Annotated in this window: 17 protein-coding genes; all 17 read right to left on the minus strand. The window is 54.9% G+C overall.

Annotated features, from left to right (window positions below):
- Window positions 1-131: 131 nt before the first annotated feature.
- The 17 genes from AC0YNU_RS10700 to murD all read right to left on the minus strand — a co-directional run bounded on the left by AC0YNU_RS10700 (window position 132) and on the right by murD (window position 17989).
- Window positions 132-1373: a hypothetical protein gene (locus AC0YNU_RS10700; RefSeq protein WP_475756013.1), complete on the minus strand. Its 1242-nt coding sequence runs from the start codon at window positions 1371-1373 to the stop codon at window positions 132-134.
- Between the two features lie 13 nt (window positions 1374-1386).
- Window positions 1387-2226: a hypothetical protein gene (locus AC0YNU_RS10705; RefSeq protein WP_475756015.1), complete on the minus strand. Its 840-nt coding sequence runs from the start codon at window positions 2224-2226 to the stop codon at window positions 1387-1389.
- Complete coding sequence (locus tag AC0YNU_RS10710) at window positions 2223-2912, minus strand: ATP-binding cassette domain-containing protein (protein WP_475756017.1); 690 nt, start codon at window positions 2910-2912, stop codon at window positions 2223-2225. Before AC0YNU_RS10710 ends, AC0YNU_RS10705 begins: the two co-directional genes overlap by 4 nt.
- Window positions 2905-3306: a GntR family transcriptional regulator gene (locus AC0YNU_RS10715; protein ID WP_475756019.1), complete on the minus strand. Its 402-nt coding sequence runs from the start codon at window positions 3304-3306 to the stop codon at window positions 2905-2907. The genes AC0YNU_RS10710 and AC0YNU_RS10715 overlap by 8 nt, the downstream gene beginning before the upstream one ends.
- Window positions 3307-3595: 289 nt before the next feature.
- Window positions 3596-4453, minus strand: coding sequence for a MetQ/NlpA family ABC transporter substrate-binding protein (locus AC0YNU_RS10720; RefSeq protein WP_475756021.1), 858 nt, complete (start codon window positions 4451-4453; stop codon window positions 3596-3598).
- A gap of 44 nt (window positions 4454-4497) precedes the next feature.
- Window positions 4498-5163 (minus strand): methionine ABC transporter permease, encoded by a 666-nt coding sequence (locus tag AC0YNU_RS10725; RefSeq protein WP_475756270.1) that lies wholly within the window; start codon window positions 5161-5163, stop codon window positions 4498-4500.
- A 2-nt stretch (window positions 5164-5165) separates the two neighbouring features.
- Complete coding sequence (locus AC0YNU_RS10730) at window positions 5166-6170, minus strand: methionine ABC transporter ATP-binding protein (protein WP_475756273.1); 1005 nt, start codon at window positions 6168-6170, stop codon at window positions 5166-5168.
- 207 nt (window positions 6171-6377) lie between these two features.
- Window positions 6378-7100: an RNA polymerase sporulation sigma factor SigE gene (gene sigE / locus AC0YNU_RS10735; protein WP_090638315.1), complete on the minus strand. Its 723-nt coding sequence runs from the start codon at window positions 7098-7100 to the stop codon at window positions 6378-6380.
- Window positions 7079-8089, minus strand: coding sequence for a sigma-E processing peptidase SpoIIGA (gene spoIIGA / locus AC0YNU_RS10740; protein ID WP_475756023.1), 1011 nt, complete (start codon window positions 8087-8089; stop codon window positions 7079-7081). Before spoIIGA ends, sigE begins: the two co-directional genes overlap by 22 nt.
- A 311-nt stretch (window positions 8090-8400) precedes the next feature.
- On the minus strand, window positions 8401-9537 hold the full coding sequence (ftsZ, locus tag AC0YNU_RS10745) for a cell division protein FtsZ (RefSeq protein ID WP_475756025.1): 1137 nt from the start codon (window positions 9535-9537) through the stop codon (window positions 8401-8403).
- 16 nt (window positions 9538-9553) lie between these two features.
- Entirely contained in the window at window positions 9554-10798 is a 1245-nt protein-coding gene (gene ftsA / locus AC0YNU_RS10750) for a cell division protein FtsA (RefSeq protein ID WP_475756027.1), read from the minus strand.
- 231 nt (window positions 10799-11029) lie between these two features.
- The gene (locus AC0YNU_RS10755) at window positions 11030-11794 is read right to left on the minus strand and encodes a cell division protein FtsQ/DivIB (RefSeq protein ID WP_475756029.1); all 765 of its coding nucleotides are present in this window, start codon (window positions 11792-11794) and stop codon (window positions 11030-11032) included.
- A 91-nt stretch (window positions 11795-11885) separates the two neighbouring features.
- Window positions 11886-13166, minus strand: a complete 1281-nt coding sequence (gene murA, locus AC0YNU_RS10760) for a UDP-N-acetylglucosamine 1-carboxyvinyltransferase (RefSeq protein WP_475756031.1) — start codon at window positions 13164-13166, stop codon at window positions 11886-11888.
- A 15-nt stretch (window positions 13167-13181) separates the two neighbouring features.
- Window positions 13182-14087: a UDP-N-acetylmuramate dehydrogenase gene (murB, locus tag AC0YNU_RS10765; RefSeq protein ID WP_475756033.1), complete on the minus strand. Its 906-nt coding sequence runs from the start codon at window positions 14085-14087 to the stop codon at window positions 13182-13184.
- 205 nt (window positions 14088-14292) lie between these two features.
- Entirely contained in the window at window positions 14293-15402 is a 1110-nt protein-coding gene (gene murG / locus AC0YNU_RS10770; RefSeq protein WP_475756035.1) for an undecaprenyldiphospho-muramoylpentapeptide beta-N-acetylglucosaminyltransferase, read from the minus strand.
- 7 nt (window positions 15403-15409) lie between these two features.
- Window positions 15410-16507 (minus strand): stage V sporulation protein E, encoded by a 1098-nt coding sequence (gene spoVE, locus AC0YNU_RS10775; RefSeq protein WP_475756037.1) that lies wholly within the window; start codon window positions 16505-16507, stop codon window positions 15410-15412.
- 45 nt (window positions 16508-16552) lie between these two features.
- Window positions 16553-17989, minus strand: a complete 1437-nt coding sequence (gene murD / locus AC0YNU_RS10780) for a UDP-N-acetylmuramoyl-L-alanine--D-glutamate ligase (RefSeq protein WP_475756039.1) — start codon at window positions 17987-17989, stop codon at window positions 16553-16555.
- Window positions 17990-18495: the final 506 nt, after the last annotated feature.

An 18495-nucleotide genomic window follows, 5' to 3' on the forward strand; every position in this document is an offset into this window, starting at 1 on the left:
TTATTGTTCAGTATCTCCCCGGCCCCCCAATTTATTCCCCGAAAACAAGAAGAAGCTCCCTATCCGAATAAGCATAAAACGGAACAAAAAACAAGCCTCCGGCATCTTCCGAAGGCTTGCGGTTAGCAGGGTTAAGAAGCGAAATAGAAACTGTAAATATTCAAGCCGGCGAGCCGTTCCTTTTGCTCGTCAGCGGTTCCGTCGACCGTCGCTTTACCTCGATAGAGAAGCTTGCCATCCGTCAGGCTGACCACAAGAATCTCGTTCTCTGCATTGGCGTGGGCGTAGATATACAGCTTGTCTTGATAGATGAAAGGCTGCGTATTATTTATCGTCGCATTCTTCACCGACAGCGGAATTTCGGTCCGCAAGCTTTCCTCGCCCTTCGCCAGCTCCAGCTTGCCGATGCTCAGCGCATTCCCTTTCATGGTGATCGTAATCAGCGAGTCGCCCGATACGCTCCTGTAATCTTCTCTGCTTCCGGCCAAGGCAGCCGGAATCGGCGCGAGCTTCCCGCTTCCGTAATCATAGGCGGAGAGCTCCGAGCTGACCGTGGTCTCCGTCTCGTTGCCGTCTTGATCTTTGCCGACTTTCAGAACCGTCTTGGAAATAACCGCATATTCCGACGGCGAGGCAAGCTCCGCTCCCGACAAGTAATAGTACTGCTCCAATTTACCGTTGACTACGCCGGTGTCGGCTGCGATCGTCTTGTCGTCCGAGATCCCCTCTTTATCGGGATCCATCGTCAAGACGTGAAGTTCTGACTCTACGCGGAAATAGCCATTGCTGTTGGCTGCCGGCTTCTTGGCCAGCTGCACCAGCACCTTGATTCCGTCTTCTCCGGCTTGGACATCGTTCACGTACATGGAAGCATAACGCTGCTTTCCAAGCATGACGGCTTTGAAATTCTTCTCCTTGCCCGTCTTCAGATCGAGCGAAGACACCGCAATCGAATAGTGATGAAGTCCGTCGGCCGACGTCTTGCCATCCGACTTCGCTACCGCGTATACAAGCCGTTGCTCATCCATGTATACTCCGTTGTAGTTTTTCTTGCCGCGCATGAAACCGCTGTGTTCCTTCACGATCGCAGCCAGCTCCGGATTGCGGTCGGTATAGTCCGAATCGGACATTTTCGCGATGACCGAACTTTGGCTCTCGTACGCCGTGCCATTCGCCCCAACCTTGACTTGGTCGAATATCGTGTCTCTCCTTACCGATCCTTCGAAGATCAGAGGCGCAGCTTCCTTGCTGTCCCCTGAGATCGTTTGAATCCGATAGTCCGGCAAATCCCTCGTCGCCGCTCCGATATAATACGTCCCTAAGCTTGCGGCAATAAAGACCGAAAGCCCGATGGACAACCAATACCTTTTCATCTGCATGCCCCTCCTATACCGTAACCTTCTTCGTAATCAAATGCAGGCCGAGCCATACCGTGAATGCGGCGACGACGGCTCCGAGCACGACTTCAATGGCTAAAGCCTCGCTCGGGTATAAATAAGTCTCCGTCACGTTACCGGGAATAAGGAGCGGAACCATCATGAATAACACCACCGCGGGCAAGTACAGGATCGCTGCCAGCACGCCTTTCAGCTTGTAGCTGCGCTCCAGAAGCACCGCCGTGAAGCAAATCAAGACGACGATGGCGCCGATGCCGTAATAAATGACGAAGTCGGTAAATGTCGGCGGGATCAAAAACATCAAGATTCGATTGCCGGCGATGAGGTCGAACAGACTGCTTGACTCGAAGAGCGCGTCCCCGCCCGCAAGCAGGTACAAACCGTTCTCGAGCGGCAGCAGTATGATTTGGAGCCCGATAAGGCTAAATACGAATAATAGAATCGCCGTAAGTTTCGCGAAGTAAATATTTCTCCTCGCCGTAGGAATCATCAGCAGCCGATAGATGAACATGTTTTTCCCGAACCATTCCTTGTACCAAATGAAGAAGACGTAGAGCGCCATCCCGCCGATGCAAAGCGCGATCGACGCGAAGAACGACAGACCCGCTCTCTCGAGGCCCTGGGCGAATGAAAGCTTGCCGTTCTGCTGTACGAAGGCGGCAATCGTGCTGTTGGTGCTTAGGACCGTATCTTCTACTTGGCCCGTATATTGATGAGTTTCGTAAATAATGCCGGCGCATTGCAGCACGACCGTGACGAGCATCAAAGCCGCAAGCATTTTCCAAAAACGCTGTATTTCCCAATGGACAAGCTTCAAATAACGGTTCATCCGTTATACACCTCTCTCATCACGTCCATGACGGATTTTCCTTCTTCCTGACGGACGGTCTCCGTATCGAATTCCCTGCGGACGAGTCCGTTCTCGAGCAAAATGACTTTGTCGATCAGATGCTCGATATCGTTGATTTCATGCGTCGTAATAATAACGCCGCGATCTTCGATCAGATGGCTCGTAAACACGGACGCGATCTGTTCCCGGCTGAACATGTCGATGCCGGAGAACGGTTCATCCATCAACACGTAGTCGACGTCAAGCGCAAGGCCGAGCAGCAAATTAAGCTTCGCGGCGTTGCCCTTGGACAGCTCGCCTACCTTGTCCGAGCCGTTCAGCTTGAAGAATCCTGCAAGTTCGACCGCACGCTGCGGATTCCAGCTGGCATAGTAATCTTTCATAAATTGTATGCAGCCATCGACGGTCATCCCGGGCGGCATCGAGATCGCATCGGGGATGAACGTAATATGCTCATAGATGCTGCTCGAGAGCGGCTTCCCATCGATCAGAATCGTACCGTCCGTCACGGGCGTGAGGCCCATGATCGCTTTGAGCACTGTCGACTTGCCGACGCCGTTGATGCCGATAAGACAGGTAATCTGCCCTTTCTCCGCCGTGAAGGACACGTCTTTCAAGACTGACTTGCGGCCGTATTTTTTGCGAATGCTTTTCACCTCAATCATGACGCGCTTCCTCCTTGGTTTGTTTGGCGTAACTATCCTCGATCCGATGCTTCACGATGGCAAGCAATTCGTCCACCGGGACATGAATGTTATGAATGCTGGCTACGAATGCATCGACGGCGTCGGCGATCAGCTCGCCTCGAATGGACTGCAGCACCTGCTCGTCCGTCGTTATCCGACTCGGAGAATTGCCCTCAGTAACGATCAATCCTTGTTCCTCCATTTCCTTATACGCCTTTTGGGCCGTATTGGGGTTAATTTGCAGCGTGCCCGCGAGCTCTCTGCGCGATGGAATAACCTGCCCCTTCGCTATCCGCCCGGTCGCGATTTCTTCCTTGAAGTGTCGGACCACCTGCAAATAGACGGGGTCGCGGTTATTGAATTTGACTTCCAATGGTTCCTCACCCCTGACGCTTATTCTTCCTTATTTTGGTGTGTGTATTAATTAGTTCATACACTATATGTGTACTATACCCATAATACACTCAAGTGTCAACTCGAATTCCGAGAATCGATGCGTGATCATTAGTTGCCCATGGCTGCCAAGGCATTAAAAAACCGCCCTCCCGAAGGAAGACGGCGTTTTTCTGTCTTGATCTGTCTGTCTTGATCTGTATTGATCTGTCTGTCTTGATGTGTATTGATGTGTCTGTCTTGATCTGTCTTGATTACCTGTATGGCCTTTATTTAAATGCAGGCACAATGGCGCCTTTGTATTTATCTTCGATAAATTTCTTCACTTCCGGCGTTTGCAGCGCTGCTGCCAATGCTTTGATGCTTTCGGAATCCTTGTTGTCCGGACGGGCAACGAGAATATTGACGTAAGGCGAGTCGCTGCCCTCGATAAAGAGCGCGTCCTTCGTCGGCACAAGGCCTGCTTCGAGCGCGTAGTTGGTATTGATGAGCGCCAGATCGACTTCGTCCAATACGCGAGGCAGCGTCGCTGCTTCAACCTCGGTAATTTTGAGCTTCTTCGGATTCTCGGTGATGTCGTGGACCGTACCCGCTACGCCGACGCCGTCCTTCAGCTTGATCAGGCCGTTCGCAGCCATCAGCGCAAGCGCGCGTCCGCCGTTTGACGGATCGTTCGGGATGACGACTTTAGCGCCTTCCTTAAGCTCGTCCACGCTTTTCACTTTCTTCGAATAGGCGCCGAACGGTTCGATATGCACGCCGGCAACGCTGACCAGGTCATAGCCTTTGTCTTTGTTGAACTGATCCAGATACGGCGTATGCTGGAAGAAATTCGCATCCAGCTGCTTCTCGTGCAGCTGCGTATTCGGTTGTACGTAATCGTTGAATTCCACGACTTCCAGGTTGATGCCTTTTTCTTTCAGTGCCGGCTTGATGAAGTTCAAGATCTCCGCATGCGGAACGGGTGAAGCCCCGACCTTCAGCGTAATTTCTTGCGTTCCCGCGTTGTTGACGGCGCCGGCTGCATCATTGCCTGCCGTATTGCCTTCATTCGTGTTCTTGGCTCCGCAAGCCGATAATACCGCGATCAATACGAACGCTACTAGAGCTAGACTTACTTTTCTCATGTTGTTTGTGCCTCCATCTGTCGTTTCTCTCTATGATGTCCACCTTACTTCCGGCTGAATCGACGCACCAAATAGTCGCCGGCCATCTGCAGGAGTTGAACCAAAATAATAAGCAGGACAACGGTTACGATCATGACATCCGTCTGGAACCGCTGATACCCGTAACGCAAAGCTAAATCGCCCAAGCCGCCGCCTCCGATCACGCCAGCCAACGCCGTATAGGATACCAGCGTAACGGCCGTAATCGTGATGCCGGCGAGCAGGCCCGGCCTGGCCTCAAGCAGCAGGACGCGCCGAACGATATCCCAGCGGGATGCGCCCATGGCTTGCGCCGCTTCGATCACGCCCCGGTCCACCTCGCGCAGCGAAGTCTCGACGAGCCGCGCGAAGAACGGCGCCGCGGCCACGACAAGCGGCGGAATCGTGCCCTGCACGCCAAGCGTCGTACCTGTGATGGCTTTGGTCATCGGCATGATCATGATCATAAGAATGACGAACGGCACGGAACGAAGAATGTTCACGACGATGGACAGCAGGAAGTAAACGATCGGCTGTTCCAGCAGTTGACGCCGCGAGGTCAGGAACAATACGACGCCGAGCAGCAAGCCGAGGACGATCGTCATCACCAGCGATGCACCTAGCATCGTAAGCGTGTCTTTGGACGCTTGCCACACTTCCGACCAGCGAACGTTCTCGAACGAGAGGTTCATCGTCATGCCAGTTCACCTGCTTCCAAGCCTTTGTCACGCAAGTTCGCGATGACTTGCCTAATCTCTTGATCCTCGCCGATAAATTCGATGACCAACTGCCCGTAAGGCGTGTTCTTCATGCGGGACACCGTGCCTTGCAGGATCGCAAATTGTACCGAAGTCGATCTGACCGCATTGAACAGCAGCGGTTCATACGTGATTTCGCCGACGTAATTGATTTTCATCAGCCGTCCTTTGCTGGACGCGATCAGCTCCCGAGGATCGAACGAATCCGCGACCTGACTGACGAAATCCTTCGTCGTCGGATGCTGCGGCTGCAGGAAGACGTCCAACACGTCGCCCATCTCCACCACTTCGCCGCCGTCGATAACCGCCACGCGGTCGCAGATCGACCGGATAACGTGCATCTCATGCGTAATCAGAAGAATGGTAATGCCCAGCTTCTTGTTAATATCGAGCAGCAAGCCCAAGATCGCATTGGTCGTTTGCGGATCGAGCGCCGAGGTCGCTTCGTCGCATAACAGCACGTCCGGATTGCTGGCGAGCGCCCTGGCAATGCCGACGCGCTGCTTCTGGCCGCCCGACAATTGAGCGGGATACTTGTCCGCATGCGCCTCCAGACCGACAAGCTGCAGCAGCTCGTTCACCCTTGTCTGAATCGCGGCTCTGGACTGCTTGGCGAGGCGAAGCGGGAACGCGATATTTTCGCGCACGGTTGCCATGGCGAGCAAGTTGAAATGCTGAAAAATCATGCCGATCCGCCGGCGTTCCTTCTGCAATTGGGACGAAGAGAGCTTCGTCAGCTCAACGCCGCCAACCTTCACGCTCCCCGACGTGGGCCTCTCAAGCAGGTTGACCGTGCGCAGCAGCGTGCTCTTGCCGGCGCCGGAATGGCCGATAATGCCGAAGATTTCACCCTTCGCAATCGTTAAATCAATATGTTTGATCGCTTCCACGGATACGGAACCGGTCCGGTAGGATTTGCTTATGTCTGAAAGCTCGATCAGTTGAATTACCTCCTGCTATCCATCGTATGCCATTAGTGGTAGAATACCCTGTTGCGGAAGCTCTCATCAGGAGTCCGCTCAAGAGCGACAAATTGCATTATAAACAATTTCGAGCGGCTCTGTCACTGGATGAATCTTCTAATTACGCGAAAAAGCCCGCAGTCCTCGAAGAAGAGGATGCAGGCTTCCGATAGGCGCTTTTCACGTTCAGACCATTTTATTGAACTCCTTGCGCAGTCGCTTAATGATGCGTTTCTCCAATCGCGAAATATAAGATTGCGAGATGCCGAGGAGATCGGCGACATCCTTCTGCGTCTTCTCTTCCCCGTCGGCTAAGCCGAAACGCAGCTCCATGATGATGCGCTCCCGCTCCGTCAGCTTATCCAGCGCTTTATGCAGCAGCTTGCGGTCGACCTGTTCCTCGATATTGCGATAGATCGTATCGTTCTCGGTGCCGAGCACGTCCGAGAGCAGCAGCTCATTGCCGTCCCAGTCGATATTGAGCGGTTCATCGAAGGACACTTCCGTGCGCGTCTTGCTGTTCCGGCGGAGATACATGAGGATTTCGTTCTCGATGCATCGCGAGGCATACGTCGCCAGCTTGATCTTTTTCTCCGGATCAAACGTATTGACGGCCTTGATGAGGCCGATTGCGCCGATGGACACCAGATCCTCGATGTGAATGCCTGTGTTCTCGAACTTGCGCGCGATGTACACGACAAGACGAAGGTTGCGTTCGATGAGCATGGCCCGGATCGCCGAGTCGCCGGAAGGCAGCTTCTCGAGCAAATATTCTTCTTCTTCGCGCGTCAGCGGGGGAGGCAGCGCTTCGCTTCCGCCAATATAATAAATTTCCTCGCTCTTTAGGCCGAATAAAAACAAAACACGATAATAATATAACTGCAGGATTAATTTCCATTTGACGAGCATGCCGCTCCATCCCTTCCTGAAGAACTCTGAATGGTTTCGATCTTGACGCTTCGATCTTGAAGAAGCGAAGGATGGATAATCGCCCGGTACGTCCCGTCCGCGACAAGCTTCCCAGCATCTAGTCCGATCAGAACTTTCCTTGCCTGGAATACCTCCCCTTCCCGGTTCACGATAACGAGATCCGGTTTGATGGCCAGCATGAACTGCGCACCGCGGTTCACGCCCCGGTAAGGCACAAGCCTTAGCCGATCACGCCATAGGAAGGGCTCTTCTTCCTCATCCGTCAAGCCAGCCAGAAGCTGATCCACCTTCGCCTCGCGAATATGTCGTATCCAGGAAGCCGGCAGTACATCCTGCCAAATGGAAGCCTCCATCACCATAACCGGCGTTCGGGTGAGCGGTTCGTACAGTTGGTTCCCCGTATCGATCAGGCCTGTGCAGCTATACTCCCGATTATCAATTCGCACCTTCACCTCCGCGAGATGGGTCGTGACTAAATCCCGCTCCCGACGCTGGGTCATGACCGAACGGTACATATAATAGCCGAGAGCGACGACGCACACGAGGAAGATCATCGTCGTGCTCAGCATAAAGCTTGGTTTGCCATTCACGTAGATGACGGTCCGCCACAGCTGGTTCGAACTGTTCATAAACAAATAATGGACGCCCAGTACCGCGCCGGCAGCAGCGAAATTCACTCCGTAAAACGCGCCGAACAAACGAAGGAAATGTTGTACGCTTCCAAACCCGAAGGCGATGAGCAGCATCGCAATGGACAATAACAGCTTTACGGAAATCGAGAACAGAAACGACAACGACGGAAAAACAAGCATGACAGCGTACAGGGAACCTACCCCTGCCGCCAGCAGCACCCGCCACCATTTTGCGCGAATGCTCCTTACCCAACCGGTCAGCAGCAAATTAGATCCATCGAGCAACAGGTTTACCAGAAACAGGACGTCGATATAAACCGCATTCAGCGCCTTCACCTTCCTGCTGCGTTCCCATACCCCGCTTCCTCTTAAATGCTCCCGCGAGAATTTCGCGAGGATTTGCGGCTTGTGTCTAGTATAGTTAAATCCTATTACAATGTCTGTCTAAACATGCCGTCAGGAGCGATCTTTTTTTGTCGACCCATCAGGTTACGAGACGGCGGACAAGCACGTCGAACGAGCTGTTTTATAGCAAAAAAGCCGCCTTCCGTAGAAACGGAAAGCGGCTAAAGTCCTTTTATTTAACGATCGTTTTGCTTGATGTTATCGATCATTGCGCTTGATGTTATCGATCGTTGCGCTCGATGTTATCGATCGTTGTTACGGCGATTGCGGAGAAATGCAGGGATATCCAGCTGGTCGCTGGAGACCGGAGTTCCGAAAGGCTTAGGGCCGTTGCCAGCCGGCTGCTGACGCTGCGACTCGTTTGCCGGCGCAGCAGTTTCGGCTTGTCCCGCGCCTGCGACCGGACGGCGAAGCTGCGATGCTCCGCGGTGCTCGAAGCCTGTCGCGATAACCGTCACTTTGATCTCTTCCTTCAAGTTCTCGTCGATGCTTGCGCCGAAGATCATGTTGACATCCGGATCCGAAGCGGAAATGACGATTTCAGCCGCCTCGTTCACTTCGTACAGCGACAGGTTCATGCCGCCCGTGATGTTCATGATGATGCCGCGCGCGCCGTCGATGGACGTTTCAAGCAACGGGCTTTGGATGGCCTTGCGCGCGGCTTCCGCTGCGCGGTTCTCGCCAGTCGCGGCGCCGATGCCCATCAAAGCGGAACCGCGTTCCGTCATGATCGTCTTCACGTCCGCGAAGTCGAGGTTGATCAGGCCCGGTACGGCAATCAGGTTGGAAATCCCCTGTACCGCTTGCTTCAGGACGTTATCCGCTTCGCGGAACGCTTCCAGCATCGGCGTTTTCTTGTCGACGATCTCTAGCAGACGATCATTCGGAATGACGATCAGCGTATCGACTTTTTCTTTCAATGCTTCGATGCCAAGCTCGGCTTGTCCGGAGCGTTTGCGTCCTTCGAACGTGAACGGCCGCGTCACGACGCCGACCGTCAGCGCGCCGCACTCGCGTGCGATTTCCGCAATGACCGGAGCGGCTCCCGTGCCTGTTCCGCCTCCCATGCCTGCGGTTACGAATACCATGTCCGCGCCCTTAAGCGTATTCATGACGGACTCGCGGGATTCCTCTGCCGCTTTCTTGCCTACCTCCGGATTGGCGCCTGCGCCGAGTCCGCGGGTCAGCTTATCGCCGATTTGGAGCTTCTGTTCGGACTTAGACGTATGCAGCGCTTGCGCATCCGTATTGACGGTAATGAATTCTACGCCTTTGACTTCGCTCTCAATCATGCGGTTGACGGCATTGCTGCCGCCGCCGCCGACGCCAATGACTTTGATTTGTGCCATGTTCTCCATCTCGAAATCAAATTCCAACATGCTGTTGTTCCCCCGATCAGATAAATTCACTAAACATATTTTTCAAACGCTCGAAAAGGCCGGGCTTCGAGGGAGAATTTGTTGGGCTTGCTTTCCTGCTAGCGCTCTTCTTCGGCGCGGATACATTACGGCCCCGCATATATTTGGAAACATATTGTATCATGCCGACGCCGCTCGTGAAAGCCGGGTCGCGGACACCGATATAGTCCGGCACCGCAATTCGCACGCTCGCTTCCAATTCATGCTGAGCCAGCGGAAGCGTACCCGCCATCGTAACGGTACCGCCCGTAAGCACATACCCGTTGATTTTGTCGCCGTAGCCCAAACGTCTTACTTCCTGACGGATCAAGTGGAAGATTTCCTGCATCCGCGGTTCAATGATATTGGCAAGGTCAACCTGGGTGAATTCCTTCTCCACGTTGCTGCCCATACGCATGACCTTGAATTTCTGGTCTTCCGCCGCGTCGTCCACGAGGGCGCAGCCGAATTTCTGCTTGATTTTCTCGGCCTGCTCCGTCTGTGTCCGAAGTCCGTAGGAGATGTCGCTAGTCACATACTCGCCGCCGACAGGCAACGTTGCGGTAGCGACGATGCTCCCTTGCTCGAAAATAGCAATCGTGCTGGAGCCTGCGCCAATATCGGCAAGCACGGTACCCATCATTTTCTCATCTTTAGTCAGCGACATTTGGCCAGATGCCAGAGACATGAGGATAATGCCGGAAATCCGTAAGTTTGCTTTCTCTACGCACCGGACTAAGTTATGTATCGCTGTTTTTGCTCCGGTTACGACAGTCGCTTCCACTTCCAGGCGTACGCCGATCATACCGCGCGGATCGGATATGCCCTCAAGGCCGTCTACCAAAAATTGCTTCGGCACCAGATTAATGATTTCGCGTTCAGGAGGCAGTGCGACGACTTTCGCCGCCTGCAGGACACGCTCAATATCTTCTTCGCCGATCTCACGGTCTTCGTTGGAAATCGCGACAACGCCGTGATTCGTCTGCAAACCGATATGATTGCCCTGAATGCCTACGTAAACATCGCTTATTTGTATATCGACCATCCGCTCGGCATGATCAATGGCGCTGCGAATCGAAGCGACGGTCTGGTCGATATCAACGATAGCTCCTTTGCGTATACCTTCCGAGTCGGCAGATCCAACTCCAATAATATTAATGACGCCGTTATTTACTTCGCCAATAATAGCACGAACCTTGGATGTACCGATGTCCAAACTGACGATGATGTCATTGCTGCTCAACCTCTGGCACCTCCGTTTCAACATTAATAAGGTACGATTTCTTGCCGTGTCTGTGTATGCATTTCTTCTTATTCAACGCAGTACTCATTTTCCCTCTTTTTTCAACAATTTTTTCAATATTTTATTCATGCTGCCGGAAGCGGCTACCGCTTGTCCGGAATCGTCACATTCGAAAAAAATGCAAAGGGGTCAAATAAATCTACATAAATAAAATTCTATCATTGTTTGAAGCTATTGAGTAGTCTCTTTTTGCGTAACGGCGCTATTTTCCGCCTCTTCGGGAACGAATGGCGCATATTTGTCCGCAAGCAGCAGCGTAATGATCCCGGGCGGCTGAATTTCGATGACGGCATTCATCGTCGCGATCTTCTCGGGCATCAAGGAGACCGCCGTTATCACCTCGAACCGCGTTCTGGTGTAGATTTGGATACGGTCCGGATACGACTGCGAAGGATCCGGGCTGATCTCGGAGAAATCGGACAACGCTTCGTCCGGAATAGACGCAAGCGCCTTGCAAAGCTCTGCCAGTACAGGGTCGTTTGCCTTCCAGCCTGATAGAACCGGCTTGTCGACAAGCGCGTCGGTTCCTGCCGGAACCGCGATTCCGTTCGCCAAAACGGCGGATAGTTCTCCTTTATTCGACAACGAGTAAGCGACGGTCTCGTATTCCTGCACATGAATCGTGATGCTGCCAGGGAACGATTTGGTGACGGCCACGCTCTTCACCGGCTTCAAGGTACGGATTCTTCCTTCGATATCGGCGGACGACGTAGCGAAGAAAGAGTCTCCTGCGACGATACCGGCCGTTTTGCGGATGTCGGCGGCTTGCAAGTATTTCTGGCCTTCGACCGTCACGGTCGACACCTTGCTGATGGATGAGTTGAAGAACAGCACGCCCAATAGGACGATGAAAAGCAGAACGAGCACCGCCAGCAATTTCTTGCCGCCTCTGCGCCGTTTGACTGGTTCCCGCAGAACGGGCATCTTCTCATGCATGGCTAGTCCCCTATTCGTATAAACGCAAACGGCCCGCCGCCATATGGGCTGGAGCCGCTCGCGCGATCTGTATCTTGTTCTGCATGCTGTCTTAAGGCACGACCGTATTGTTGGGAATGGGTGAGAAGCGGGTAATTCTGGCGCCAAGGCGGCCAAGCATCGTCTCGATCCGGTCGTAGCCGCGGTCGATATGATGCACCTGCTCCACGACCGTCTTGCCTTGTGCGGCAAGGCCCGCGATTACGAGCGCCGCGCCCGCGCGCAAATCCGTTGCTTCCACCGTGGCGCCATAGAGTCTGGAGACGCCGCGTACGATGGCGGAACTGAGATCCACGCGAATATCGGCTCCCATGCGGGCAAGCTCATCGACATGCTTGAAACGGCTCTCGAAGATCGTTTCCTTCATGATGCTCACGCCGTCGGCCAGCGCAAGCAGCACCATGATTTGCGATTGCAGATCGGTCGGAAAAGCCGGGTAAGGCGACGTGACGATCCGGTCAATCGATTTGGGACGCGAAGCGGTTCCCACCTTGATTATATCATCGTCAACCGCTATTTGAACACCTGTGCGTCTAAGCACATGGATGAGAGAGGTTAGATGCGAAGGGCAGGTATTGAGCAGCGTGACCTGTCCGCGGGTCGCCGCTGCCGCTACCATGACCGTCCCCGTCACGATCCGGTCCGGTATGACCTGGTACCTGCAAGGCTCCAGCCTTTCTACCCCTTCGACCGTTATCGTATCCGTGCCGGCGCCGATGATCTTCGCGCCCATCCGGTTCAGAAAATGCTGCAAATCTTGGATTTCCGGTTCCCTTGCCGCATTGCTGATCGTCGTCAGCCCTTCCGCAAGGACAGCAGCCATCATGATGTTCTCCGTTGCACCGACGCTCGGAAAATCCAAATGAATTTCCGCGCCTCTCAGCTTCTTCGCGTAGCATACGATGCGGCTTCCGTCTTCTTCGATTTCAGCTCCCAGAGCTTGCAAGCCGCTCAAATGCAAATCGAATTTACGTTCTCCGATCGCGCAGCCGCCAGGCTGATAAATCGTCACTTCGCCGAACCTAGCCAAGAGCGGCCCCATCAGGAAGATCGAGGAACGCATTTGACGCATCAGCGCTTCAGGAATGTGGGAGGAATGCAAGCTTGACGTATCGAGCAGCACCGTTTGATCCTCGTGCTCCGCCCGGCAGCCAAGTTCACGCAAAATGTTCAGCATGACGTCGATGTCCAGCAGCTTAGGCACGTGATCGATCGTCACTTTTCCTTCTACCAGCATACTTGCAGCTAAAATCGGCAAAGCGGCATTTTTCGCGCCTTGGATAACAATGGTTCCCGAGAGCGGTTTCCCGCCTTCAATCACCAATTTGTCCAATTTATCACCTCCGAATTACCGCTCACCCACGACCAATACCTCCGCTACCAGCTCGATGCCGTATTTATCCGAAATGGTTTGTTGTATGGTCTTCATCAGGGTGAGGACATCTTCAGCTGTCGCTTGCCCGGTGTTGACAATGAAATTGGCGTGCAGCGGGGAGACTTCAGCGCCCCCTTGTCGCATACCCTTCAATCCGGCTTCTTGAATCAGCCTTGCGGCATGATCGTTCGGCGGATTTCGAAATACGCTTCCTGCGCACGGCAGCGTTAACGGCTGGGTGTCGAGTCTCCGTTGTTTATACGCGGCCAAAGCGGCCGTGATTTCTTCCCGGTTACCTTCTCCAAGCTCGAATACGGCGGCCGTCACGATGCCCGGTCTTTCGTGGAGGCAGGAATGACGATAGGCAAACTGCATATCTTCCGCCCCGTAGCGAACCAATTCCCCTGTTTCCAGCACAATGTCAGCTGATTTGAATATACGTGACACATCAGACCCGTGGGCACCTGCGTTCATGTAGACGGCTCCGCCTACGGAACCCGGAATTCCCCCCGCGAATTCCAGTCCCGACAATCCCTTCCTGCTGGCCAAAACCGCCAGTTTAATGAAGGAGAAAGCGGCTCCCGCGTGAACGAGATTGCCATCGAATTGCACATAATCGAATTCATCGCCAGGTTGAATGACGACGCCCCGGATTCCTTTGTCGCTGACAAGCAAGTTGGAACCGCGTCCGAGATTGGTCCACTGCAGCGCATGTTCGCGTAGCAACCGGACGACCGATACCAGCTGGTCTTGCGTCCGCGGGATGATAAGCACATCCGCAGGTCCGCCGATTTTCCAGGTTGTGTACGCTGCCAGCGGTTCGTTATATTTGACGCTGCCTGCGTCGATTTCACGTAAATCCGCCAAAAACTGTTTCATCTGTCGTACCTCCTTCTGCTGCAAGCGATTGAAACCTCCAGGCGTTCGTCGCTCCCCCCAGGCGGCTCATTCCTGTACTGCCGACAGCGCTAAGCACTGCTTGCAGCCAGTCATTCAGCCCTCCGGATGACGGTCACGATTATGCTGTATACTATGCCTTCCCGCACAGGAGTGTGACAATCGCCTATTTGACAGGCACCGCTGCTTACTTCTTCCTCGTCAACCGTTTCAGCTCGCTTACGATAAGCGCCGCCGAATCCGGCATGCCAAGGCTCAGCGCCGCCTCGCCCATCTTCGTATGGACTTGTTTATTCATCATGATGCGGCTGATTCGTTCGAACAGCTCCGCACCGTTCAACTCTCGTTCGCGGATCATTTCAGCCGCCCCCGCGTCTGCCAAGCTTCGGGCATTCGCCTCTTGGTGATTGTTCGTCACGTTCGGGGACGGAATCAGGATGGACGGAATGCCAAGCGCCGTAATCTCCGCAAGCGAAGATGCGCCTGACCTTCCGACGACGAGCTGCGAAGCTGCCAGTACTTCCGGCATCCGATGCAAATACGGAAGCACCTGCAGGGTCGCCGGGAGACGGGACTGAAGCGCGCGGATCCGTTCCATCGTATTCTCGTAATAGCTTTCGCCGGTAACAAACACAAAATGGACGTCTGGCAGCCGCCCTAGCAGCGGTACCATGTCCACCATGACATCGTTTATCGCCTTGGCCCCCCGGCTCCCGCCGACTAGCAGGACGATCCGGCTTCCGGCCGGGATACCGAGATGGGCAAAGCCTTGTTTCTTATCGGCACGCACGACGTTCGTCGCGCAGGGATTTCCGGTATAAAGGGTGCTTCGCGAGCGCTTGAACTGCGACAGCGCTTCCTCGAAGCTGACGGCCACGCTGTCCGCGTAGCGGGATAGAAATTGATTGGTCAGGCCGGCGACGGCGTTCTGCTCATGAATCAGCGTGGGAATGCCCAGCTTGGCAGCCGCGTACAGCACGGGACCGCATACGTAGCCACCGGTTCCGACGACGACGTCGGGCTTGAAGCTACGAAGCAGCTGCTTGGAACGACGGACGCCGGATAGAAATCGCATGACGGTTCGCACATTGTCATAGGACAGCTTGCGTTTGAAGCCGGTAATCTCGACCGGCTCGAAGGCGATGCCTTGAGCAGGCACGATTCGGCTCTCCAGCCCTTTCGGAGAACCGATATAAAGCAGGGACGAACCCGGCTCCGCCTCCATCACCTGCTTGCCGATCGCAAGCGCGGGATAGATGTGGCCGCCGGTTCCGCCGCCTGATAATACGATACGCATAGGTAGCTCACCTCGAATAACGGGATATATTAAGCAAAATGCCGAGCGCGGTCAGCAGCAGGGTCAACGACGAGCCTCCGTAGCTGACAAGCGGCAGCGTGATGCCCGTTACGGGAAGCATGCCGATGACGACGCCGATATTAATAAAGACTTGGACGGCTACGATGCCGATGATACCGACCGCGAGCAGGCTGCCGAAAGTATCCGGCGCTGCGATAGCGGTCCGCATGCCGCGCCATAATAGAATGCCGAACAGCAAGATGATCGCTGCCCCGCCGATAAAACCGAGCTCTTCCGATAGAATCGAGAAGATGAAATCCGTCTGCGGCTCCGGCAAGTAATTGAATTTCTGCCGGCTCATGCCGAGACCGAGGCCCACGAGACCGCCCGGTCCGATCGCGTACAGCGATTGGATCGATTGATAGCCTGCGCCGAGCGGATCCGCCCACGGATCGAGAAAGGCCGTGATCCGCTGCAGCCGGTAAGGCGCGGCGGCGATAAGGCCGACGAGTCCGGCGACGCCGACCAGCGCAAGCGAGCCGAGATGGCGGATACGTGCGCCAGCCGTATAAATAATGAGCAGCGAGGCGCCGATCATGACTGCCCCCGTTCCGAGATCCGGCTGCAGCATGATGAGGCCAAACGCCAGCCCGAGAATGCCGAGCGGCGGCAGGAGCCCTTTCGTGAACTGCGTGACGGCCTGCTGCTTCTCGGATAGTAGTTTCGCTAGAAAGATAACCATGGCCAGCTTCATGAATTCCGACGGCTGGATACCGAAGGAGCTGATGCCCAGCCAGCTGCGGGCACCGCCGCGTACGACCCCTACGCCGGGGATCAGGACGATCAGCAGCATGCCGAAGCAAACAAGCAGACCGTATTTCGCCCACTTCTTCCAAATCCAATAGTCCGCGTTCATCGCGACGACCATCGCCCCGATCCCCAGCGCGGCAAAGAGCAGCTGGCGCTTCACGTAATAGAACTTGTCCCCAAAATCATGAAACGCCAAAACGGCGCTTGCGCTGTACACCATGACGAGACCGATGGAGAGTATGAGCAGGATTGAGATAATCATCCACATGTCCGGGGCGGACCTGGCTTTGGCCATATATCGAACACCTCTTGCAAGCTGAAGTAGGGACATGCCCCCTACTTACAAGTTATGCGCCGATTGCTTAAACATTCGCCCCCGCGTCTCATAGGATTTAAACATGTCCCAGCTCGCGCAGGCCGGCGACAGCAGGACGATATCGCCCGGCTCCGCAAGGCCTGCCGCTTCTTGGACCGCAAGGCGCAGGGTGCTCTCGGCATCCTCCTCAGGTTCGACTACTTTGACTGCCGTTAAACCTGCCTTGCTCGCGACCGCCGCGATCTTGCCGCGCGTCTCGCCGAGCGCGACGACGGCTTTCACCTGATCGCGGAAATGCGGCAGCAGCTCCATGTAGTCCGATCCGCGGTCGAGACCGCCAGCGACGAGCACGATTCGCGGCGGGAGCGAGCGAAGCGCGATGATGGCAGCCGTTGGATTGGTCGCTTTGGAATCGTTGTAATACGCCACGCCTTCGCGTTCGCATACGTACTCGAGCCGGTGCTCGAAGCCGCGGAATTCCCGCAGCGGTTCCGTGAGGGAGCCGGCGGCAGCGCCCGCCGCGAGACAAGCCGCGATCGCAGCCAGCGCGTTCGACGCGTTATGGCGGCCCGGGATGCCGAGCTCCGCGACGCCGATGATAACGCGTTCGCCGCTTTCCTTATCGCGCCAGACGATATTGCGTTCGATCTCTCCGATTGGCTCCGCAAGCTCTACCGGATAAGGCGGCGTTACGCATAGGCCGTATGCGAGCTCTTCAGTCACGGCAAATGGGATGATGCTCGCCTGCAGCTTCCCCGAATTCATCAGATCCCGGCAAACGGGATCGTCGGCATTCAGCACGGCGATGTCGTCCTTCGTCTGATTGGCGAACAGCTTCGCCTTGGACGCGATATAATCCTCCATGCCGCCATGGTAATCCAAATGCGTCTCCACGATATTGAGCAGCAGCGCAATCCGCGGACGGAAATCGGTCGTGCCCTTCAGTTGGAAGCTGCTGAGCTCCGCGACGATCCAATTGTCCGCTTCCGCGATCTGTGCCGCTTCGCAGAGCGGCGTGCCGATATTGCCCGCTACCATCGGCTTCAAACCGGCCGCCTCCAGCATTTCGCCGATCCAGGAAGTCGTCGTCGTCTTGCCGTTCGAGCCGGTAATGCCGATGATCGGCGCTGGCGACAGCAAGTAAGCGACCTCTACTTCCGTCATGACCTCGATCCCTAACTCAATAGCCTGCATGACCGGCGGCGACGTGTACGGGATACCCGGATTTTTGACGACGAGCGCCGTATCTGGCCCGATCAGGTCATCCGGATGACCGCCGCAAATAACAGAAACGCCCAAAGCGTCCAGTTCGTCCGCTTCGGGGCTCAATTGACGATCCTTCATATCGTTGACGGTGACGATCGCGCCGAGCTTGTGAAACAGCTTCGCGACGCTGACCCCGCTTCTGGCCAAGCCCAATACGACAACCTGTTGATCCTTGTATAAGGATGGGTGTTTCATAGGTTCACTCCTTTAATATGGGCCATCCCCCTAAGTCCCCCTTGGAAAGGGGGATTCCAAGGGTTCCACCCTCTGGACACCCGGATGGTGTAACGTTTGTGCGACAGAGGCGCTCCTGCTCTACTGCGGCGTAGGATCGATTGTCCCTGCGGGACAAACTTCCATGTTCGAGCGCCCGGGTTACCTGGTTGACTGCGTCCTAGGGAACGTTTGGGCGTCAGAGGCGCTCGGGCAGCTGCTTTTGTTGGATTGCCCGCTTTCGTCCCTTTCGGGACACGCTTCCAGTTAGACGGCTGAAGTTAGTTGTCGGCGGCTGCGCCACCTTGTTCCTTGGCGGAACTTAAAATACGAGGTGATGGAAGTGACCGGAGGTCGGTAGGAAGTCGGAAAAACGAAGTGGTCGCCTTTGTAGTCGGATTCCAACCTTATCAGAATTTACCAATTCAAGGAATCCGAGTACAACAGCGATTGGAGACTCCTACCGACCGCAGGTCATGCCTTTTCAC

Source organism: Paenibacillus sp. J31P316 (genome assembly GCF_056269105.1).

What these genes read in the sequence shown, in the direction of transcription:
- AC0YNU_RS10700 (WP_475756013.1), bottom strand. Translation starts at nt 1,373, where the DNA reads ATGAAAAGGTATTGGTTGTCCATCGGGCTTTCGGTCTTTATTGCCGCA.
- AC0YNU_RS10705 (WP_475756015.1), bottom strand. Translation starts at nt 2,226, where the DNA reads ATGAACCGTTATTTGAAGCTTGTCCATTGGGAAATACAGCGTTTTTGG.
- AC0YNU_RS10710 (WP_475756017.1), bottom strand. Translation starts at nt 2,912, where the DNA reads ATGATTGAGGTGAAAAGCATTCGCAAAAAATACGGCCGCAAGTCAGTC.
- AC0YNU_RS10720 (WP_475756021.1), bottom strand. Translation starts at nt 4,453, where the DNA reads ATGAGAAAAGTAAGTCTAGCTCTAGTAGCGTTCGTATTGATCGCGGTA.
- AC0YNU_RS10725 (WP_475756270.1), bottom strand. Translation starts at nt 5,163, where the DNA reads ATGAACCTCTCGTTCGAGAACGTTCGCTGGTCGGAAGTGTGGCAAGCG.
- sigE (WP_090638315.1), bottom strand. Translation starts at nt 7,100, where the DNA reads ATGCTCGTCAAATGGAAATTAATCCTGCAGTTATATTATTATCGTGTT.
- ftsZ (WP_475756025.1), bottom strand. Translation starts at nt 9,537, where the DNA reads ATGTTGGAATTTGATTTCGAGATGGAGAACATGGCACAAATCAAAGTC.
- AC0YNU_RS10755 (WP_475756029.1), bottom strand. Translation starts at nt 11,794, where the DNA reads ATGCATGAGAAGATGCCCGTTCTGCGGGAACCAGTCAAACGGCGCAGA.
- murB (WP_475756033.1), bottom strand. Translation starts at nt 14,087, where the DNA reads ATGAAACAGTTTTTGGCGGATTTACGTGAAATCGACGCAGGCAGCGTC.
- murG (WP_475756035.1), bottom strand. Translation starts at nt 15,402, where the DNA reads ATGCGTATCGTATTATCAGGCGGCGGAACCGGCGGCCACATCTATCCC.
- spoVE (WP_475756037.1), bottom strand. Translation starts at nt 16,507, where the DNA reads ATGGCCAAAGCCAGGTCCGCCCCGGACATGTGGATGATTATCTCAATC.
- murD (WP_475756039.1), bottom strand. Translation starts at nt 17,989, where the DNA reads ATGAAACACCCATCCTTATACAAGGATCAACAGGTTGTCGTATTGGGC.